At 67.0% G+C, this 16,559-nt stretch carries 13 protein-coding genes and 3 rRNA genes; 11 read left to right on the top strand and 5 right to left on the bottom strand.

Annotation, left to right across the window (positions count from 1 at the left end; translation table 11 throughout):
- The first annotated feature begins 86 nt into the window (after positions 1 to 86).
- A complete protein-coding gene (locus tag ABFY03_RS09175) occupies positions 87 to 329 on the top strand; it encodes a chaplin (protein WP_031015607.1) in 243 nt (80 codons plus the stop codon).
- A gap of 105 nt (positions 330 to 434) precedes the next feature.
- On the opposite strand, the gene ABFY03_RS09170 is transcribed toward ABFY03_RS09175, so the two are convergent.
- Positions 435 to 1,223, bottom strand: a complete 789-nt coding sequence (locus tag ABFY03_RS09170) for a hypothetical protein (RefSeq protein ID WP_319011009.1) — start codon at positions 1,221 to 1,223, stop codon at positions 435 to 437.
- 144 nt (positions 1,224 to 1,367) lie between these two features.
- Between ABFY03_RS09170 and ABFY03_RS09165 the strand changes: the two genes are divergently transcribed.
- From ABFY03_RS09165 to ABFY03_RS09150, 4 genes are all read left to right on the top strand, one after another.
- On the top strand, positions 1,368 to 2,159 hold the full coding sequence (locus tag ABFY03_RS09165) for an ABC transporter ATP-binding protein (protein ID WP_319011008.1): 792 nt from the start codon (positions 1,368 to 1,370) through the stop codon (positions 2,157 to 2,159).
- A 97-nt stretch (positions 2,160 to 2,256) separates the two neighbouring features.
- Positions 2,257 to 2,685 carry an NfeD family protein gene (locus ABFY03_RS09160; protein ID WP_319011007.1) on the top strand — a complete coding sequence of 143 codons (429 nt, stop codon included), beginning with the start codon at positions 2,257 to 2,259 and terminating at the stop codon, positions 2,683 to 2,685.
- Positions 2,686 to 2,790: 105 nt separating this feature from the next.
- Positions 2,791 to 3,726: an SPFH domain-containing protein gene (locus ABFY03_RS09155; protein WP_031015614.1), complete on the top strand. Its 936-nt coding sequence runs from the start codon at positions 2,791 to 2,793 to the stop codon at positions 3,724 to 3,726.
- 109 nt (positions 3,727 to 3,835) lie between these two features.
- Positions 3,836 to 4,603 carry a sulfite exporter TauE/SafE family protein gene (locus tag ABFY03_RS09150; protein WP_319011006.1) on the top strand — a complete coding sequence of 256 codons (768 nt, stop codon included), beginning with the start codon at positions 3,836 to 3,838 and terminating at the stop codon, positions 4,601 to 4,603.
- A 49-nt stretch (positions 4,604 to 4,652) separates the two neighbouring features.
- Here the strand turns inward: ABFY03_RS09150 and ABFY03_RS09145 are convergent, their stop codons facing one another.
- The 3 genes from ABFY03_RS09145 to ABFY03_RS09135 form a co-directional block, all read right to left on the bottom strand.
- A complete protein-coding gene (locus tag ABFY03_RS09145) occupies positions 4,653 to 5,159 on the bottom strand; it encodes an HNH endonuclease (protein ID WP_031015619.1) in 507 nt (168 codons plus the stop codon).
- 167 nt (positions 5,160 to 5,326) lie between these two features.
- A complete protein-coding gene (locus tag ABFY03_RS09140; RefSeq protein WP_319011005.1) occupies positions 5,327 to 5,866 on the bottom strand; it encodes a YbhB/YbcL family Raf kinase inhibitor-like protein in 540 nt (179 codons plus the stop codon).
- A 26-nt stretch (positions 5,867 to 5,892) separates the two neighbouring features.
- The gene (locus tag ABFY03_RS09135; protein ID WP_346169655.1) at positions 5,893 to 6,675 is read right to left on the bottom strand and encodes a sporulation protein; all 783 of its coding nucleotides are present in this window, start codon (positions 6,673 to 6,675) and stop codon (positions 5,893 to 5,895) included.
- A gap of 87 nt (positions 6,676 to 6,762) precedes the next feature.
- Here ABFY03_RS09135 and ABFY03_RS09130 point away from each other — a divergent pair, with 87 nt between their 5' ends.
- From ABFY03_RS09130 to ABFY03_RS09105, 6 genes are all read left to right on the top strand, one after another.
- Positions 6,763 to 7,425: a DNA-3-methyladenine glycosylase gene (locus ABFY03_RS09130; RefSeq protein WP_346169654.1), complete on the top strand. Its 663-nt coding sequence runs from the start codon at positions 6,763 to 6,765 to the stop codon at positions 7,423 to 7,425.
- Positions 7,426 to 7,903: 478 nt separating this feature from the next.
- Positions 7,904 to 9,429, top strand: a 16S ribosomal RNA gene (locus tag ABFY03_RS09125).
- A gap of 284 nt (positions 9,430 to 9,713) precedes the next feature.
- A 23S ribosomal RNA gene (locus ABFY03_RS09120) occupies positions 9,714 to 12,835 on the top strand.
- A 106-nt stretch (positions 12,836 to 12,941) separates the two neighbouring features.
- A 5S ribosomal RNA gene (gene rrf, locus ABFY03_RS09115) occupies positions 12,942 to 13,058 on the top strand.
- Together the 16S, 23S and 5S rRNA genes form the textbook arrangement of a ribosomal RNA operon.
- A 231-nt stretch (positions 13,059 to 13,289) precedes the next feature.
- On the top strand, positions 13,290 to 14,420 hold the full coding sequence (locus tag ABFY03_RS09110) for a hypothetical protein (RefSeq protein ID WP_346172376.1): 1,131 nt from the start codon (positions 13,290 to 13,292) through the stop codon (positions 14,418 to 14,420).
- Complete coding sequence (locus tag ABFY03_RS09105) at positions 14,357 to 15,145, top strand: tetratricopeptide repeat protein (protein WP_346172223.1); 789 nt, start codon at positions 14,357 to 14,359, stop codon at positions 15,143 to 15,145. The genes ABFY03_RS09110 and ABFY03_RS09105 overlap by 64 nt, the downstream gene beginning before the upstream one ends.
- A gap of 72 nt (positions 15,146 to 15,217) precedes the next feature.
- On the opposite strand, the gene ABFY03_RS09100 is transcribed toward ABFY03_RS09105, so the two are convergent.
- Positions 15,218 to 16,510 (bottom strand): DUF1015 domain-containing protein, encoded by a 1,293-nt coding sequence (locus ABFY03_RS09100; protein WP_346169653.1) that lies wholly within the window; start codon positions 16,508 to 16,510, stop codon positions 15,218 to 15,220.
- Positions 16,511 to 16,559: the final 49 nt, after the last annotated feature.

The following is a 16,559-nucleotide window of genomic DNA, read 5'->3' as shown; positions in this document are numbered from 1 at the left end:
TTCGGCGCAACCAGGCGGGCCGGGCGGCGTTCTCCAAGGCGTGCTGCGGCGGATCGGCCGCAGCGATGACCAGGAGGAAATACCAAGTGAAGAACCTCAAGAAGGCCGCTGCCCTCACCATGGTCGCCGGCGGCATCGTCGCCGCCGGTGCCGGTGTCGCCTCCGCCCACGGCGCCGAGGCCGACGGCAAGGCCCTCAACTCCCCGGGTGTCGCCTCCGGCAACCTGGTGCAGGTCCCGGTCCACGTCCCCGTGAACGTCTCCGGCAACACGGTCAACGTGATCGGCCTGCTCAACCCCGCCTTCGGCAACGGCGCCTTCAACGGCTGACCAGCCACCCCCGACGGCCCCCGGAACCCTCCCTCCGGGGGCCGTCGCCATGCCCGCACGCCAAGCCCCGCCCGCACCGCCGCCCGAGCGCCCCCGCCGGACCCGTCAGCCCCGCTCCCGCTCCCGTTCCTCCACCCACGCGTTGTACGCCGCGACCTGCGCCCGCCGCGCCACCCGCTCCACCGGCCGCAGCACCGCCCCCCGCGCCGCCATCTCGGAGGCGCTCACCGCGCCGCCGTGGCCGTTGCCGTACGCCAGGTCGACCATCAGGCCGATGCGCTGGGCCAGCTCCAGGACGCGGACCGCGCGCGGCGGGTACCCGGGGGCCAGCAGCTCGCGGCCCGCCTCCGCACGCGCCCGGTACGCGTCCCGGGCCGCCTCCGCCGCCGGACCCGACGCCGCCACGTCCAGCCGCGTCAGCGCCGCCGTCGCGTCCCGGAGCGCCTCCGCCAGCTCGCGCTCCGCCTCGCTCAGCGACGGCACGTCGGCCGGCGGCGCCTCCCGCACCGCCAGGCAGTGCCAGACCACCTCCACGTGCACGTCGCCCCGGGGCCCCGCCTCGGAGACCTCCGGCACCAGCCCGTACGGCGCCCCGTACCCGACGACCGCCTCCTCCGCCTCCAACGCGCGCGCGTTGAAGTCCGGCGGACCGCTCAGCCCCAGCGGGTGCCCCGGCGCCGGCAGCGCCACCCGCCAGCCGGTCACCCCGAGCCGCCGCAGCCGCCCCAGCGCCAGCGTCAGCCCCACCGGACCCGCCTCACCCGGCAGCCCCGCCACGCGGTGCACCGCGTCCTCCCCGACAATCGCCAGCGCCGCGTCGTCCGGCGACACCGCCCCGGCCAGCAGGGCATTGCCCCAGGCGGCCAGGCGTCCTGAACGTGGTTCCGAAAGCATCCCCCCAGAGTAGGGACCCGAACGACGCCCTAGGGACCGGCCCGCCTCGCCGATGACGTAGGTTTTCCCGTGGACGCCGCACCCGCGGCCCAAGGCGACGACACGAGCCGACACGACTCGACGGCAAGGGGAGACAACGCGCTCATGAGCGATGTACTGGAGCTGGTGGACGTATCCGTGGTCCGCGACGGACGCGCTCTGGTGGACGGGGTCTCCTGGTCGGTCAAGGAAGGAGAGCGCTGGGTCATCCTCGGCCCCAACGGAGCCGGCAAGACCACCCTCCTCAACGTCGCCTCCAGCTACCTCTACCCCACCACCGGCACCGCCACCATCCTCGGCGAGCGCCTCGGCGGCGTCGACGTCTTCGAGCTGCGCCCCCGCATCGGCATGGCCGGCATCGCGATGGCGGAGAAGCTGCCCAAGCGCCAGACCGTCCTCCAGACCGTCCTCACCGCCGCGTACGGCATGACCGCCACCTGGCACGAGGACTACGACCCGGTCGACGAGGAGCGCGCCCGCGCCTTCCTCGACCGCCTCGGCATGAACGACTACCTGGACCGGAAGTTCGGCACCCTCTCCGAGGGCGAGCGCAAGCGCACCCTGATCGCCCGCGCGATGATGACCGACCCCGAGCTCCTCCTCCTCGACGAGCCCGCCGCCGGCCTCGACCTCGGCGGCCGCGAGGACCTGGTCCGCCGCCTCGGCCGCCTCGCCCGGGACCCGTACGCCCCCTCCATGATCATGGTCACCCACCACGTCGAGGAGATCGCCCCCGGCTTCACCCACGTCCTGATGATCCGTCAGGGCAAGGTGCTGGCCGCCGGTCCCATGGAGACCGAGCTCAACTCCCGCAACCTGTCCCGCTGTTTCGGCCTCCCGCTCGTCGTCGAGCGCGTCGGCGACCGCTGGACCGCCCAGGGCCTGCCTCTCAAGTAGCCCCGCCCGACAGGGATGTGACCCGCCGTGACCCGCACAGCCACGGCACCGCACCGCGCCCTGTCCCACGAGGCCCCACCCGCCCTACCATGACCGTGTGGACATCGACGCATGGACCTGGTGGCTGATCGGCGCGGTGGGGCTCGGCATTCCCCTGGTCCTCACCGCCATGCCGGAGTTCGGCATGTTCGCCGTCGGAGCCGTCGCCGGCGCGGTCACCGCCGCCCTCGGCTTCGGCGTCGTCGCGCAGGTGATCGTCTTCGTGGCCGTCTCCGTCGCGCTCATCGCCGTCGTACGCCCGATCGCCGCCCGCCACCGCGCCGGCACCGCCGCCCTCGCCACCGGCATCGACGCCCTGAAAGGCCGTCAGGCCCGCGTCGTGGAACGGGTCGACGCCGAAGGCGGCCGCATCAAGCTCGCCGGCGAGATCTGGTCCGCCCGCTCCCTCGACACCACCCGCGTCTACGAACCGGGCGAGGAGGTCGACGTCGTCGAGATCGAAGGGGCGACCGCCGTCGTCATCTGACCGAAGGACACCCATGACGTCCAGGCGTCTGGGAAACTCGATCTTCGGAAGCGAAACCCGAGAGACAACCGGCACACAACCGGCAGCGAAGGGCACGGGAACACGATGTCAGCAGTCATCATCGTCCTGATCATTCTGGTGGTGCTCGTCTTCATCGCCCTGATCAAGACGATCCAGGTCATCCCGCAGGCCAGCGCCGCGATCGTGGAGCGCTTCGGCCGCTACACCCGCACCCTCAACGCCGGCCTCAACATCGTCGTCCCGTTCATCGACACGATCCGCAACCGCATCGACCTCCGCGAGCAGGTCGTCCCCTTCCCGCCCCAGCCGGTCATCACCCAGGACAACCTGGTCGTCAACATCGACACCGTCATCTACTACCAGGTGACCGACGCCCGGGCCGCGACCTACGAGGTCGCCAGCTACATCCAGGCCATCGAGCAGCTCACCGTCACCACCCTCCGCAACATCATCGGCGGCATGGACCTGGAGCGGACCCTCACCTCCCGCGAGGACATCAACGCCGCCCTCCGCGGCGTCCTCGACGAGGCCACCGGCAAGTGGGGCATCCGCGTCAACCGCGTCGAGCTCAAGGCCATCGAGCCCCCGACCTCCATCCAGGACTCGATGGAGAAGCAGATGCGCGCCGACCGCGACAAGCGCGCCGCCATCCTCCAGGCCGAGGGCGTCCGCCAGTCCGAGATCCTCCGCGCCGAGGGCGAGAAGCAGTCCGCGATCCTCCGCGCCGAGGGCGAGGCCAAGGCCGCCGCCCTCAAGGCCGAGGGCGAGGCCCAGGCCGTCCGCACCGTCTTCGAGGCCATCCACGCCGGCGACCCGGACCAGAAGCTCCTCTCGTACCAGTACCTCCAGATGCTCCCGAAGATCGCCGAGGGCGACGCCAACAAGCTCTGGATCGTGCCCAGCGAGATCGGCGACGCCCTCAAGGGACTCTCCGGCGCCCTCGGGAACATGGGCCCGGGCGCCCCGTCGTTCACCAAGGACGTCCCGTCCGCGAGGCGTGAAGAACCCACGGTCGACTGATCAACGGCTGACACGTACACGTAATCCCGGGCATGATCGGTGCGAGCCCCTCGACCCTCGCCGCACGCGGGGCGGGGAGGCGAGCCACTGACCATGTGAGGAAACGGCCTTGTCCATCTGGGAAATGCTGGCGGTCTTCGCCGCCGGCATCGGCGCCGGCGCCATCAACACCATCGTGGGTTCGGGAACGCTCATCACGTTCCCGGTCCTGCTCGCGACCGGACTGCCCCCGATCACCGCGAACGTCTCCAACGCCCTCGGCCTCGTCCCCGGTTCCATCAGCGGAGCCATCGGCTACCGCCGCGAACTCAAGGGCCAGACCCGCCGGGTGCTCCGCCTCGGCGCCGCCGCCCTCGTCGGCGGACTCATCGGCGCGATCCTGCTCCTCGCCCTGCCCTCCAAGGCGTTCGACGCGATCGTCCCCGTCCTCATCGGACTGGCCCTGATCCTCGTCCTCTTCCAGCCCCGCATCGCCGCCGCCGTCCAGCGCCGCCGAGAGGAGACCGGCAGCGAGGCCCACCCCGACGGCGGCCCCGTCCTCCTCGTCGGCCTCACCCTCGCCAGCATGTACGGCGGCTACTTCGGCGCCGCCCAGGGCGTCCTCTACCTCTCCCTCATGGGCCTGCTCCTCCACGACGACCTCCAGCGGATCAACGCGGTCAAGAACATCCTCGGCGCCCTCGTCAACGGCGTCGCCGCCGTCTTCTTCCTCTTCGTCGCCGAGTTCGACTGGACCGCCGTCCTCCTCATCGCCGTCGGCTCCACCGTCGGCGGCCAGATCGGCGCCAAGGTCGGCCGCCGCCTCAAGCCCGCCGTCCTCCGCGGCGTCATCATCGCCGTCGGCCTCGTCGCCATCCTCCAGCTCACCCTGAAATGACGGAGGGGCCCGCCCCCGGCCGGGGGCGGGCCCTCACCCTTCGTACGGATCAGGCGGCCGTACGCGCCAGCCACTCCGGCAGCTCCGACCGCTCACCGGCCCGCATCGCCAGCAGCATCGCGTCCGCCGGCGTCGGCACGAACGGCTCGAAGAGCAGCGGCATCCCGGCCTGCTCCGGAGTCCGGTCCGCCTTGCGGTGGTTGTCCTCCGCACAGGAGGCGACCGTGTTCAGCCAACTGTCCCCACCACCCTGCGCCCGCGGCACCACATGGTCCACGGTCGTCGCGCGCCTCCCGCAGTACGCGCACCGGTGCTGGTCCCTGACCAGCACCCCCCTCCTCGACCACGGGGCCTGTCTTCGGAACGGCACCCGGACGAACCGGCAGAGCCTGATCACCCGGGGCACCGGAAGGTCGACGGCCGCGGCACGCACCCGCAGATCGGGGTGGGACTGCTCCACGACGGCCTTGTCCTGCAGGACGAGCACCACCGCACGGTTGAGCGTCACCGTCGACAGCGGCTCGAAGCTCGCGTTCAGTACCAGCGTGTCCCGCATGGTGCCCACCTCCCGTTGTGCCGGCCCAGCCCCCACCTGAGGCTTCCGGGCTTGGATCAAACGATGGCCGGGCCGGCCGGGGTCGGACAACGCAATTTCGTGCGCAACAAAAGATGCCCGCTTCTGATCTCTCCAAGACCAGAAGCGGGCAAACAACAAACGAACGATCAGCCTGCGGCGGGCGCCGCGTACTCACCGATCAACTGGGCCCGGCCCAGCGTGTGGAACCGCAGGTTGAACCCGACGGCGGCCGGCGAGGTGTCCGCGTCCGGCCCCAGCTTCTCGGTGTCCACCGCGTACACGGTGAACACATAACGGTGGGCCGGGTCACCGGCCGGCGGGGCCGCCCCGCCGAACTCCTTCGCCCCGTAGTCGTTCCGCGCGTGCACCGCACCGGCCGGCAGCCCCTCGAAGGAGCCCGAACCGGCCCCGGCGGGCAGCTCCGTCACCGACGCCGGGATGTCGAACAGCACCCAGTGCCAGAACCCGCTGCCCGTCGGCGCGTCCGGATCGAAGCAGGTCACGGCGAAGCTCTTGGTCTCCGGCGGGAACCCCTCCCAGCTCAGCTGGGGGGAGACGTTCCCCGCCGCGTACACCTGAGCGTCCTTCAGCACCCCGCCGGGCGCCACGTCGTCGCTCGTCACGACGAACTCCGCCACCGGCGGGTGGAAGGCGTGGGGGAGCGGCGCCCGCTGTCCCTCGGACATGTCGAAACCTCCGGATCGTCCCTCTGCTACATCCAGTTGCGACGGCCGCCGACCTCGGCGAGCCACTGGTTGAGGTAAGCGTTCCAGTCGGTGCCCTGGAAGTCGTTCAGACCCACCTTGAACGCCCGGAAGGAGTCGCTGCCCTCGGTGAACAGGCCCGGCTTCTTGTCCATCTCCAGGACGACGTCCATCTCGCGGTCGTCCGCGACGAAGCTGACCTCGACCTGGTTCAGACCGCGGTACTGCTGCGGCGCGAAGAACTCGATCTCCTGGTAGAAGGGCAGCCGCTGACGGGTGCCGCGGATGTGACCGCGCTCCATGTCCGCGCTCTTGAAACGGAAGCCCAGCTGGATGAAGGCGTCGAGGATCGCCTGCTGCGCCGGCAGCGGGTGCACGTTGATCGGGTCGAGGTCGCCCGAGTCGACCGCGCGCGCGATCTCCAGCTCGGTCGACACGCCGATCTCCATGCCGCGCAGACGCTGCCCGCCGATGGTGTTGATCGGCGTCTCCCACGGGATCTCCAGCCCGAACGGCACCGTGTGCACCGCCCCGGCCTTCACCTCGAAGGCACCGCCGAGCCGCACCTTCACGAACTCGACGTCCTGCTTGTGCTCCTGGTCACCGCCCTCGACCTCGACGCGCGCCTGGAGACCGACGGACAGGCCCTCGATCTGCTGGTCGACGCTGCCGCCCTGGATCCGGACCTCGCCCTGGACGACCCCTCCCGGGACCACGTTCTCCTCGGTGAGCACCGTCTCCACGGTCGCCCCACCGGCACCAAGACTGGCCAGCAGCTTCTTGAATCCCATGTCACTCTCTCCTTCTCGGTCCTGTCCCCTACATACGCGCGACGACCGTAGCCGGTTCCGGAGCCGTCCCCGTTACGCTCGGACGCCATGAGCGAGAGCCCCGACCGTACGCCGCTCCCGCGGAGCTTCTTCGACCGACCCGTCCTGGAGGTCGCCCCGGACCTCCTCGGCCGCACCCTCGTGCGTACCACCGACGAGGGACGCATCGAGCTGCGCCTCACCGAGGTGGAGGCGTACGCCGGCGCGATCGACCCCGGCTCGCACGCCTTCCGCGGCCGCACGGCCCGGAACGCCGTCATGTTCGGCCCGCCCGGTCACGCGTACGTCTACTTCACCTACGGCATGTGGCACTGCCTGAACCTGGTGTGCGGCCCCGAGGGCGAGGCGAGCGGGGTACTCCTCCGAGCGGGCGAGATCCGGCACGGCGCGGACCTGGCCCGCCCCCGCCGCCTCTCGGCCCGCAAGGACGCCGAACTGGCGAAGGGCCCGGCCCGCCTGGCCACCGCCCTGGACGTCCCCGGCTCCCTCAACGGCACCGACGTGTGCGCCGGCCCGGACGCCCCCCTCGCCGTCCTCACCGGCACCCCGCCGGCCCCGTCCCTCATCCGCACGGGCCCGCGCACCGGCGTCGGCGGCGACGGCGCCCCGCACCCCTGGCGCTTCTGGATCGCCGAGGACCCCACGGTGAGTCCGTACCGTCCCCACACGCCCCGGAAGCGACGACTTGACCCGGCCCGAGCAGACGCGTAACGTGGCCCGAGCCGCAAGAGACGGTGGTGCTTCTCCAAGCACCCCGGGAGCGGCCACCCACTTCAATGCGACGAATCCCGACGGGGCTCATTTCGGCATGCCGAAATCTGTTTCGAAAGGCTCGATTATGAGCCGCCAGGGAAATCGGCTAAAGTAGTGGACACGCCGGAAGGCCCCGAGAAAAACAATTCGGGACCGGAAAGCACCGAGGAAATCGGATCGGAAAGATCTGATAGAGTCGGAAACGAAGGAAGCGCCCGGAGGGCCTGGAAACAGGAACGAAGGAAGCGTCCGCACCTTGAGAACTCAACAGCGTGCCAAAAATCAACGCCAGATTAGTTGATACCCCGTCCAGCCGGTTTCGGTTGGTCGAGGTTCCTTTGAAACAAAACACAGCGAGGACGCTGTGGACGGTCGGTCTTATTCCGACCTGACCGTCCCGCTCAACGCGAGTGTTGAACCCGATCACGGGTACACATTCACGGAGAGTTTGATCCTGGCTCAGGACGAACGCTGGCGGCGTGCTTAACACATGCAAGTCGAACGATGAAGCCCTTCGGGGTGGATTAGTGGCGAACGGGTGAGTAACACGTGGGCAATCTGCCCTTCACTCTGGGACAAGCCCTGGAAACGGGGTCTAATACCGGATACGAGACGGGGAGGCATCTCCTCGTCTGGAAAGCTCCGGCGGTGAAGGATGAGCCCGCGGCCTATCAGCTTGTTGGTGGGGTAATGGCCTACCAAGGCGACGACGGGTAGCCGGCCTGAGAGGGCGACCGGCCACACTGGGACTGAGACACGGCCCAGACTCCTACGGGAGGCAGCAGTGGGGAATATTGCACAATGGGCGAAAGCCTGATGCAGCGACGCCGCGTGAGGGATGACGGCCTTCGGGTTGTAAACCTCTTTCAGCAGGGAAGAAGCGAAAGTGACGGTACCTGCAGAAGAAGCGCCGGCTAACTACGTGCCAGCAGCCGCGGTAATACGTAGGGCGCAAGCGTTGTCCGGAATTATTGGGCGTAAAGAGCTCGTAGGCGGCTTGTCACGTCGGGTGTGAAAGCCCGGGGCTTAACCCCGGGTCTGCATCCGATACGGGCAGGCTAGAGTGTGGTAGGGGAGATCGGAATTCCTGGTGTAGCGGTGAAATGCGCAGATATCAGGAGGAACACCGGTGGCGAAGGCGGATCTCTGGGCCATTACTGACGCTGAGGAGCGAAAGCGTGGGGAGCGAACAGGATTAGATACCCTGGTAGTCCACGCCGTAAACGTTGGGAACTAGGTGTTGGCGACATTCCACGTCGTCGGTGCCGCAGCTAACGCATTAAGTTCCCCGCCTGGGGAGTACGGCCGCAAGGCTAAAACTCAAAGGAATTGACGGGGGCCCGCACAAGCAGCGGAGCATGTGGCTTAATTCGACGCAACGCGAAGAACCTTACCAAGGCTTGACATATACCGGAAACATCCAGAGATGGGTGCCCCCTTGTGGTCGGTATACAGGTGGTGCATGGCTGTCGTCAGCTCGTGTCGTGAGATGTTGGGTTAAGTCCCGCAACGAGCGCAACCCTTGTCCTGTGTTGCCAGCATGCCCTTCGGGGTGATGGGGACTCACAGGAGACCGCCGGGGTCAACTCGGAGGAAGGTGGGGACGACGTCAAGTCATCATGCCCCTTATGTCTTGGGCTGCACACGTGCTACAATGGCCGGTACAAAGAGCTGCGATGCCGTGAGGCGGAGCGAATCTCAAAAAGCCGGTCTCAGTTCGGATTGGGGTCTGCAACTCGACCCCATGAAGTCGGAGTTGCTAGTAATCGCAGATCAGCATTGCTGCGGTGAATACGTTCCCGGGCCTTGTACACACCGCCCGTCACGTCACGAAAGTCGGTAACACCCGAAGCCGGTGGCCCAACCCCTTGTGGGAGGGAGCTGTCGAAGGTGGGACCAGCGATTGGGACGAAGTCGTAACAAGGTAGCCGTACCGGAAGGTGCGGCTGGATCACCTCCTTTCTAAGGAGCACAGTACCGATTGCAGGCAAACGTTCTGCACGGTCAGCTCATGGGTGGAACGTTGATTATTGGATGCGAGTGACCTGAAGGTCTCCAAGTACTGCTTCGGCGTGGAACGGATGACACGGACGGCGCTCGCATCTGGCACGTTGTTGGGTATCTGAGGGTACGGCCGCAAGGTTGTATCTTCGCGATGCCGGCCCCAGTGAACCTGGTCCTTAGTGGTCAGGGTGATGGGTGGCTGGTCGTTGCTTGAGAACTACACAGTGGACGCGAGCATCTGTGGCCAAGTTTTTAAGGGCGCACGGTGGATGCCTTGGCACCAGGAACCGATGAAGGACGTGGGAGGCCGCGATAGTCCCCGGGGAGTCGTCAACCAGGCTTTGATCCGGGGGTTTCCGAATGGGGAAACCCGGCAGTCGTCATGGGCTGTCACCCACTGCTGAACACATAGGCAGTGTGGAGGGAACGAGGGGAAGTGAAACATCTCAGTACCCTCAGGAAGAGAAAACAACCGTGATTCCGGGAGTAGTGGCGAGCGAAACCGGATGAGGCCAAACCGTATGCGTGTGATACCCGGCAGGGGTTGCGCATGCGGGGTTGTGGGATCTCTCTTCTGTCGTCTGCCGGCGACAGGACGAGTCAGAAACCGTTGATGTAGTCGAAGGACATGCGAAAGGTCCGGCGTAGAGGGTAAGACCCCCGTAGACGAAACGTCAGCGGCTCGTTTGAGAGACACCCAAGTAGCACGGGGCCCGAGAAATCCCGTGTGAATCTGGCGGGACCACCCGCTAAGCCTAAATATTCCCTGGTGACCGATAGCGGATAGTACCGTGAGGGAATGGTGAAAAGTACCGCGGGAGCGGAGTGAAATAGTACCTGAAACCGTGTGCCTACAAGCCGTGGGAGCGTCGGACACAAGCTTGCTTGTGTCTCGTGACTGCGTGCCTTTTGAAGAATGAGCCTGCGAGTTTGCGGTGTGTTGCGAGGTTAACCCGTGTGGGGAAGCCGTAGCGAAAGCGAGTCCGAATAGGGCGTTTCAGTAGCACGCTCAAGACCCGAAGCGGAGTGATCTAGCCATGGGCAGGTTGAAGCGGAGGTAAGACTTCGTGGAGGACCGAACCCACCAGGGTTGAAAACCTGGGGGATGACCTGTGGTTAGGGGTGAAAGGCCAATCAAACTCCGTGATAGCTGGTTCTCCCCGAAATGCATTTAGGTGCAGCGTCGTGTGTTTCTTGCCGGAGGTAGAGCACTGGATAGGCGATGGGCCCTACCGGGTTACTGACCTTAGCCAAACTCCGAATGCCGGTAAGTGAGAGCACGGCAGTGAGACTGTGGGGGATAAGCTCCATGGTCGAGAGGGAAACAGCCCAGAGCATCGACTAAGGCCCCTAAGCGTACGCTAAGTGGGAAAGGATGTGGAGTCGCAGAGACAACCAGGAGGTTGGCTTAGAAGCAGCCACCCTTGAAAGAGTGCGTAATAGCTCACTGGTCAAGTGATTCCGCGCCGACAATGTAGCGGGGCTCAAGCGTACCGCCGAATTCGTGTCATTGCAGTACATACCCCCAACGGGGACTGTGATGGGTAGGGGAGCGTCGTGTGCCGGGTGAAGCAGCCGCGGAAGCGAGTTGTGGACGGTTCACGAGTGAGAATGCAGGCATGAGTAGCGATACACACGTGAGAAACGTGTGCGCCGATTGACTAAGGGTTCCTGGGTCAAGCTGATCTGCCCAGGGTAAGTCGGGACCTAAGGCGAGGCCGACAGGCGTAGTCGATGGACAACCGGTTGATATTCCGGTACCCGCTTTGAAACGCCCAATATCGAGCCCATTAATGCTAAGCCCGTGAAGCCGTTCCGGACCCTTCGGGGAAAGGAAAGTGGTGGAGCCGGCGAACCAAGGTGGTAGTAGGTAAGCGATGGGGTGACGCAGGAAGGTAGTCCAGCCCGGGCGGTGGTTGTCCCGGGGTAAGGGTGTAGGGCGTGTGATAGGCAAATCCGTCACACATTAAGCCTGAGACCTGATGCCGAGCCGATTGTGGTGAAGTGGATGATCCTATGCTGTCGAGAAAAGCCTCTAGCGAGTTTCATGGCGGCCCGTACCCTAAACCGACTCAGGTGGTCAGGTAGAGAATACCGAGGCGTTCGGGTGAACTATGGTTAAGGAACTCGGCAAAATGCCCCCGTAACTTCGGGAGAAGGGGGGCCACGCCTGGTGATGAGTCTTGCACTCTGAGCTGGGGGTGGCCGCAGAGACCAGCGAGAAGCGACTGTTTACTAAAAACACAGGTCCGTGCGAAGCCGTAAGGCGATGTATACGGACTGACGCCTGCCCGGTGCTGGAACGTTAAGGGGACCGGTTAGTGACCTTTCGGGGTTGCGAAGCTGAGAACTTAAGCGCCAGTAAACGGCGGTGGTAACTATAACCATCCTAAGGTAGCGAAATTCCTTGTCGGGTAAGTTCCGACCTGCACGAATGGCGTAACGACTTCTCGACTGTCTCAACCATAGGCCCGGTGAAATTGCACTACGAGTAAAGATGCTCGTTTCGCGCAGCAGGACGGAAAGACCCCGGGACCTTTACTACAGTTTGATATTGGTGTTCGGTTCGGCTTGTGTAGGATAGGTGGGAGACTTTGAAGCAGCCACGCCAGTGGTTGTGGAGTCGCCGTTGAAATACCACTCTGGTCGTGCTGGATGTCTAACCTGGGTCCGTGATCCGGATCAGGGACAGTGTCTGATGGGTAGTTTAACTGGGGCGGTTGCCTCCCAAAGGGTAACGGAGGCGCCCAAAGGTTCCCTCAGCCTGGTTGGCAATCAGGTGTTGAGTGTAAGTGCACAAGGGAGCTTGACTGTGAGACCGACGGGTCGAGCAGGGACGAAAGTCGGGACTAGTGATCCGGCGGTGGCTTGTGGAAGCGCCGTCGCTCAACGGATAAAAGGTACCCCGGGGATAACAGGCTGATCTTCCCCAAGAGTCCATATCGACGGGATGGTTTGGCACCTCGATGTCGGCTCGTCGCATCCTGGGGCTGGAGTCGGTCCCAAGGGTTGGGCTGTTCGCCCATTAAAGCGGTACGCGAGCTGGGTTTAGAACGTCGTGAGACAGTTCGGTCCCTATCCGCTGTGCGCGTAGGAATATTGAGAAGGGCTGTCCCTAGTACGAGAGGACCGGGACGGACGAACCTCTGGTGTGCCAGTTGTCCTGCCAAGGGCATGGCTGGTTGGCTACGTTCGGGAGGGATAACCGCTGAAAGCATCTAAGCGGGAAGCCTGCTTCGAGATGAGTATTCCCACCTCCTTGAGAGGGTAAGGCTCCCAGTAGACGACTGGGTTGATAGGCCGGATGTGGAAGCCCAGTAATGGGTGGAGCTGACCGGTACTAATAGGCCGAGGGCTTGTCCTCAGTTGCTCGCGTCCACTGTGTTAGTTCTGAAGCAACGAACAGTTGCTGGTTTCTGGAGCTAGAACACAACTACAGAGTGTGCTTGTTCGCTCGAAACCGATAGGGTTTCGGTGGTCATAGCGTTAGGGAAACGCCCGGTTACATTCCGAACCCGGAAGCTAAGCCTTTCAGCGCCGATGGTACTGCAGGGGGGACCCTGTGGGAGAGTAGGACGCCGCCGAACAAATCTTCAGGACCCCTGGTCCCAGCGTTCACGCTGGGACCAGGGGTCCTTTTGTTTTTTGCTTGACTTTTCCGAGGCGCGGCCGGGTGCCGGCTGCGCGAGAATGACTGCAGTACCCGAAGACAGGAGTCACGCCGATGTCCACCAACTCTCCCGACGACCGTCCGGAGCGCGAGCCGCGTCGCAGGGACGGTGCCGGTGGCGACCGGGGCGGCTACCGTGGGCCGCGCCGTGACGACAGCCGTGGTGACAACCGTGGTGGGGGCGGCTTCCGTCGCGACGACAACCGCGGTGGCGGCTTCCGTCGCGATGACCGTGGTGGCGACCAGCGCGGTGGCGGCTTCCGGCGCGACGACCGCGGTGGCGACCAGCGTGGCGGTGGCTTCCGCCGTGACGACAATCGTGGTGGTGGTTACCGGGGTCGTGACGACCGTGGTGGCGACCAGCGCGGTGGCGGTTTCCGTCGTGACGACAGCCGTGGCGGTGGCGGTTTCCGCCGGGATGACCGGCGTGACGAGCGTCCGTCGTCGTTCCGTCGGGACGACCGCCCCTCCTTCCCGCGCGACGACCGGCGCGACGAGCGCCGTGACGACCAGCGCGGTGGCGGCTTCCGCCGTGACGACAATCGTGGTGGTGGTTACCGGGGTCGTGACGACCGTGGTGGCGACCAGCGCGGTGGCGGTTTCCGTCGTGACGACAGCCGTGGCGGTGGCGGTTTCCGCCGGGATGACCGGCGTGACGAGCGTCCGTCGTCGTTCCGTCGGGACGACCGCCCCTCCTTCCCGCGCGACGACCGGCGCGACGAGCGCCGTGACGACCAGCGCGGTGGCGGCTTCCGCCGTGACGACAATCGTGGTGGTGGTTACCGGGGTCGTGACGACCGTGGTGGCGACCAGCGCGGTGGCGGTTTCCGTCGTGACGACAGCCGTGGCGGTGGCGGTTTCCGCCGGGATGACCGGCGTGACGAGCGTCCGTCGTCGTTCCGTCGGGACGACCGCCCCTCCTTCCCGCGCGACGACCGGCGCGACGACCGCCGTGACGACCGTCCCTCCTTCCCGCGTGACGACCGCCGTGACGACAGCCGTGGTGGCGGGTTCCGGCGGGACGACCGGGGTGGGTTCCGTCGGGACGACAACCGTGGCGGTGGCTTCCGCCGCGACGACAGCCGCGGTGGCGGTTACCGGGGCCGTGACGACCGTGGTGGCGACCGCGGTGGGTACCGGGGCCGGGACGACCGGGGTGGCTACGGGCGTCGTGACGACCGGAGCGAGCGCAGCGACCGCGCGCCGATCAAGCGGCTGCCGATCCCGCCGGAGGTCACCGGTGAGGAGATCGACGCCGATGTGCGTCAGGAGCTCATGAGCCTGCCCAAGGGGCTCGCCGACGACGTCGCCCGCAACCTCGTCATGGTCGCGCAGCTGATCGACGAGGACCCGGAGAAGGCGTACGGCTACTCCAGGGTCGCGCTGCGGCTCGCCTCGCGCGTCGCCGCCGTCCGCGAGGCCGCCGGCTTCGCCGCGTACGCCAACCAGAAGTACTCCGAGGCGCTGGCCGAGTTCCGGGCCGCGCGGCGGATGAGCGGTGGCGTCGACCTGTGGCCCGTGATGGCCGACTGCGAGCGCGGCCTCGGCCGGCCCGAGCGGGCGCTGGCCATGGCCGGCGAGCCCGAGGTGCAGAAGCTCGACAAGGCCGGGCAGGTCGAGATGCGGCTCGTCGCCGCCGGTGCCCGCCGGGACATGGGGCAGCTCGACGCCGCCATCGTGACCCTGCAGAGCCCCGAGCTCGCGTCCAGCGCCAACCACCCGTGGACCGCGCGCCTGCGGTACGCCTACGCCGACGCCCTGCTCGCCGCCGGGCGGGAGCAGGAGGCCCGTGAGTGGTTCGCCAAGGCCCTGGAGGCCGACAAGGACGGCGCCACGGACGCCTCCGACCGGCTCGCCGAGCTGGACGGCGTCGAGTTCGTCGACGCCTTCGACGACGAGTCGGAGGCCGAGAACGAGGCCGACGACGCCGATGACGCCGATGACGTGGACGCGCGCGAGGACATCGACGCCGACGACGTGGACGACGAGAGTGACGAGCGCTGAGGCTCGCTGACATGAGAAGGGGCGGCACCCGCCGGGTGCCGCCCCTTCGGCGTTCCGTACGCCCTCGTCCCCTCAGTCCAGGGCGAGGCTGCGGAGGACCAGGCCCGTCGCCGGCTTGGGGCCGAACGAGGTCGACTTGCGGGGCATCGTGACGCCCTGGCGGGCCAGGTCGCGGACGACCTCCTCGCGGACCGGGTGCATCAGGACCGCCGTGCCGCCGCGGCGCTCGGCCTGCTCGACCGCCGCCGCCGTGTCGTGAATGTAGGCGATGTCCTCGGGGGCGTCGGGGACGCCCCAGACGTGCTCCAGGAGCGTGGCGTGGAGGACCGTCGCGTCCAGGGTCCGCCACGCCTCCGGGCGGTCGGATCGGACCGTGCGGGCCAGCAGGGCCGGGTCCGGGCGGTCCAGGAGGTGGAAGGCGCCGTCGCCGGCCAGGAGGAAGGCGTTGCCCTCCGCCGTGGCCTCGGCCAGGGCCTCCAGGGCCTCCGGCAGGGCGTGCTCGACGCGGCGGACCCGGAAGGAGTCGCCGACGGCCGCCAGGGCGTCCGCCACCGGCAGCCGGCTCAGCAGCCGGTGGATCGCGCGGACCCGCAGCGGATAGCGGACGGTGTCGATGAGCAGCACCAGGCCCTGGTTCCAGGGGCCCGGCGAGGGCCGCTCGTCGCGGAGCCGCAGATAGGTGGCCCAGCGGTGGTGCCCGTCGGCGATCAGCGCCTGGTGGCGGGCGAGTTCCGTGGTGACCGCCGCCTGCTCGGCCGGGTCCGTGACCGCCCACAGGCGGTGGTGGAAACCGTCCTCGGTCGTCGTCGCGAGCAGCGGCTCGCGCAGGATCGTCCGCTCCACGACCTCGTCCGCGCCGTCGCCGGTGCCGGGGTAGGTCAGGAGCAGCGGCTCCAGGTTGGCGGCGGTCGTGCGCATCAGGGCGGCGCGGTCCTCCACCACGTGCGGCATGACGTCCTCGTGCGGGAGGACGACGCCCTCGTCGGGCGTGGTGAGTTCGAGGGCGCCGATGATGCCGCGCTGGAGGATGCCGTCGCCGCGCTGCTCGTACACGTACAGCGCGGGGCTCGGGTCGGGGGCGAGGACGCCCTCGGCCAGCCAGCGGTCCATGGTCACCGCCGCCTTGCGGTGCCGGGTGCCGGCCGTGACCGCCTGCGGCAGGATCAGCCGGACGATGTTGTGCGGGTCCGCCGACTCCAGGTGCAGAAGTCCGTCAGGTCGTACGACGACGTCGTAGGGCGGGGACGTGACGGCCGCCAGGCTGCCGACCCGATCGGGGACGTACCGGATGCCCCGGAACGGGTGCAGCCGCAGCCCCGGGGTGTCGTCGCGGACGTCGCTGGCCGCGTGACCTGAGGTGTTCATCTCGTCATCGTAGGCGTGCAGTGGCGATGAGCGATGATCGGGGGAGCGG

It is taken from the genome of Streptomyces roseofulvus (assembly GCF_039534915.1).
GTDB lineage: Bacteria > Actinomycetota > Actinomycetes > Streptomycetales > Streptomycetaceae > Streptomyces > Streptomyces roseofulvus.
Note: the sequence above shows the minus strand (reverse complement) of the source record. Positions and strands in the feature narration are given on the sequence as shown.